A 3257-nucleotide genomic window follows, 5' to 3' on the forward strand; every position below is an offset into this window, starting at 1 on the left:
CTTTTATAACCGCCGTACCCGTTATACCGATTCTGTGACCGCCGGATATTGTTATGTAACCGTTTTTTATTTGGTCACGCACCGAATATACAGACGAACTTGTTGCAATTTCAATCGCTTCATCTATATGCTCACGAGTGACTTTAAGCGTTGAATTCGGTATCGGCGTCAAGTTGCCTTTTGCGTTAAGATAAAACCGACCGTCACTGTAATTTATACAAAGCGGTTTACCGAGCCTCATATGTATTTCACAAGCTCCGTCAAGATTTACGCCGTACATATATCGCCGTATCCCCTGTGGCATATAGTTCAATATGCCTTTTGAAGAAACAGCCGTTTCATTGTTTGCTATGTACATCTCTCTGTCCTCCATTCGTGTTTTGTATTTGATATATATTACTTTTCGGACACGTTTAGAACAGAAAATTTTGAAATAAAAAAACTCTTAAATCAATTCTACAATTAAAATTTAAGAGTTTTTATTTTCTATTCTATTGTTATTTTATGTATTGCGTGACTATTCTATGATTCTTCATACTCCGGACATTTATGTGTAAAATCTCCTATAATTTTATCCCAATAAATACAGTATAAACTTCCGTCACTTTGAGAAATACAATGTCTGCAATTACCACATCTGTTTAAATGCTCTGCCATAATATCACCTTACATTAAGATTTCATATCACTATTATACATTTCAATATCCATTGCAACGACAATGCTTTGCTATGCAGTCATCTTTACAAATTCAACATTTCTCCATTTTTTCACATCATAAATTTTTAAAATCATCTGGTACAGTTCCTTTGCCTAAACATAAATCGCATTTTACTTTTCCTTCACCTCCGCAATAACTGCAATCTTTTGCAGTATTTCTTGGGTCTTTTGTTGAACCCTTACAAACAGGACACGTTATTTTACCTGTTCCGTAACAATCTGTACATCTCATAAATTTACCGCCTTTCTAACCACTAAAAACTGCTATTATAATTTCTTCTAAAGTTTGATAATAAAAATTTTCTTCAATCATTTGTGTTTTACTTGCTCCTTTAGAAAATATATTCCCCAATACGCTTGATTCTCTTTTATGTTGTGCAACCATCTCCTTTGCTCTCAATTCACTATAACCCCATGTAAAAGTAGTAACAATGGTTGTTACACCTTGTTTTTGAGCAGTAATGCAATACTTTATATAATCCTTTTGATGATTACTATTGTAAATAACAATACATGGTGTTTTTGAAGAATTGAACAAACCACCCGACTTTATTTCATCATTTTTAATAAGAACAGATAGTCCCTTTTTTCCCATTTTCTCTGTTATAAGAGTTTTTATAGCCTCTAGTGTAACATTATCATTCTGAATTTGATATACAGGTATCTCACTCATTTGCAAAAAGTCATTTTTAATCATTGTACATCACCTCTTATAAAATTCTTTAAAAATTTGATGACATCTATCACATACATATGTAGCTATTTTAGTATTTTCATCATATGTTGATAGATGTCCCGGATAATTGCACATCGGACATGGTGCACTCTTTTCAGGTTTATCCATATTACCACTCCTTTCATTGGTATAATTTTAGCACATTTGTTGTATTATGTCAAGTTATAATATCATTTATGATTAATATTTTTATATCTTTTATGATGATGTATGTCTTTTTTGGTTAGTATAATATACATTAGAGGTGAAATAAATGATTCAAGAATTATTTAACATATCAGAAAGATTAAAACAATTAAGAGAGCATAAAGGTATTACTCAAACAGAACTTGCAAAATTATTATCTCTTACCAGGTCAAGTGTAAATGGATGGGAAATGGGCATTTCTATTCCGTCAACTCAATATATCGTAGAATTATCAAAAATTTATAATGTCACTACTGATTATATCTTAGGTACAGATGATAGAAAAATAATATCGGTAGATGGTTTATCAGAAAAATCAATATGTGCCATTAACTCAATCATAGATTGTTTAAAATCGCAATAATAATCAAAAATTCTTTGCACGCAAAAAAAGAGAATGCCATAGGCATTCTCTTCTAATTTAACAAGCCGAATTAATCCTCAACTTTTTTTATAACTTCCTTGCCGTTGTAATATCCGCAGGACTTACAAACTTTATGAGGCATTTTAAATTCGTGACACTGTGGGCATTCAACCATATTTGGCACACTTAGCTTCCAGTTTGCACGTCTTTTATTTCTTCTGGCTTTTGAAACTTTACCCTTAGGTACTGCCATGATTACACCTCCATAATTCTCTCTGACTTTATCTTACTTATCTTTTTCCATAATATCTACCAAAGCCGCCCAACGCGGATCTATGTTTTCCTGACTGCAGCCGCAATCGCCTTCGTTAAGGTCCGCACCGCAATGCTGACAAAGACCTTTACAGTCCTCACTGCACAGATACTTACCTTCAACATTCATAAGAAAATTGTTAGCTACTATATCATCAATATCAATTTTAACGTCCTCAAACAATATAACATCATCATCTGACGATACACTGCCGTCGTCCTGAGCAAGATTTTCGTCAATGTCAAAATCAATATCAACGACTATATCTTTCATACATCTTGCACACTGTGTAGTCATATGACCTGTACAGTTAGCCTTTAATATCAAAGATTTTCCGTTGTTTGAAACACTGCCCGAAACCTTAACAGGCTCGTTAAAATGATACATTTCCCCAAGAAAATCGGTGTCAGACATTTCAACGTCACCGTTAATATCAATCTTTCCGCCAAGTTCCTTTAGAATTGTTGATACATCTATTGTCATAACATACTCCTTGATAAATACGAATCAGAGCAAAATTACTTTAATTCTACCTTAGCGCCTGCTTCTTCAAGCTTAGCTTTCATTGCTTCAGCATCTTCCTTAGCAACAGCTTCCTTAATTGTACCAGGAGCACCGTCAACAAGAGCCTTTGCTTCCTTAAGACCAAGACCTGTAAGTTCTCTAACAACTTTGATTACGCCAAGCTTTGATGCGCCTGCTTCTGCAAGTACAACATCAAATTCTGACTTTTCAGCACCGCCTGCAGCAGCACCGTCAGCAGCACCTGCAACCATAACCGGTGCAGCAGCGCTTACGCCAAACTCATCTTCCATCATTTTTACTAATTCAGCAACTTCAAGTAGCTTTAATTCCTTAATTGAATCAAGAATTGCATTCAAATCTGCCATTTTAATTTCCTCCTATTAATTATAACTAATTTTCAAATAAATTATTCAG

Annotated in this window: 7 protein-coding genes and 1 pseudogene; 1 reads left to right on the top strand and 7 read right to left on the bottom strand. The window is 34.0% G+C overall.

Annotation, left to right across the window (positions count from 1 at the left end; all coding sequences use genetic code 11):
- From ACLTU0_RS11425 to ACLTU0_RS11440, 4 genes and pseudogenes are all read right to left on the bottom strand, one after another.
- A pseudogene (locus ACLTU0_RS11425) lies at positions 1-358 on the bottom strand (hypothetical protein); the annotation flags it as partial.
- A 416-nt stretch (positions 359-774) separates the two neighbouring features.
- Positions 775-951 carry a hypothetical protein gene (locus ACLTU0_RS11430; protein ID WP_412322560.1) on the bottom strand — a complete coding sequence of 59 codons (177 nt, stop codon included), beginning with the start codon at positions 949-951 and terminating at the stop codon, positions 775-777.
- Between the two features lie 15 nt (positions 952-966).
- On the bottom strand, positions 967-1416 hold the full coding sequence (locus ACLTU0_RS11435) for a hypothetical protein (RefSeq protein WP_412322561.1): 450 nt from the start codon (positions 1414-1416) through the stop codon (positions 967-969).
- 6 nt (positions 1417-1422) lie between these two features.
- Positions 1423-1563 (bottom strand): hypothetical protein, encoded by a 141-nt coding sequence (locus ACLTU0_RS11440; protein WP_412322562.1) that lies wholly within the window; start codon positions 1561-1563, stop codon positions 1423-1425.
- A gap of 145 nt (positions 1564-1708) precedes the next feature.
- On the opposite strand from ACLTU0_RS11440, the gene ACLTU0_RS11445 reads away from it, so the two are divergent.
- Positions 1709-2005 (top strand): helix-turn-helix domain-containing protein, encoded by a 297-nt coding sequence (locus tag ACLTU0_RS11445; RefSeq protein WP_412322564.1) that lies wholly within the window; start codon positions 1709-1711, stop codon positions 2003-2005.
- 70 nt (positions 2006-2075) lie between these two features.
- On the opposite strand, the gene rpmF is transcribed toward ACLTU0_RS11445, so the two are convergent.
- The 3 genes from rpmF to rplL are packed head-to-tail and all read right to left on the bottom strand — an operon-like array spanning position 2076 to position 3208.
- Positions 2076-2258: a 50S ribosomal protein L32 gene (gene rpmF / locus ACLTU0_RS11450; protein WP_022229963.1), complete on the bottom strand. Its 183-nt coding sequence runs from the start codon at positions 2256-2258 to the stop codon at positions 2076-2078.
- Between the two features lie 33 nt (positions 2259-2291).
- Complete coding sequence (locus tag ACLTU0_RS11455) at positions 2292-2801, bottom strand: YceD family protein (protein WP_022229962.1); 510 nt, start codon at positions 2799-2801, stop codon at positions 2292-2294.
- Between the two features lie 35 nt (positions 2802-2836).
- Complete coding sequence (rplL, locus tag ACLTU0_RS11460; protein ID WP_022229961.1) at positions 2837-3208, bottom strand: 50S ribosomal protein L7/L12; 372 nt, start codon at positions 3206-3208, stop codon at positions 2837-2839.
- Positions 3209-3257 lie beyond the last annotated feature (49 nt).

Source organism: Hominilimicola sp. (assembly GCF_046972485.1).
Classification (GTDB): Bacteria; Bacillota; Clostridia; order UBA1381; family UBA1381; genus Hominilimicola; species Hominilimicola fabiformis.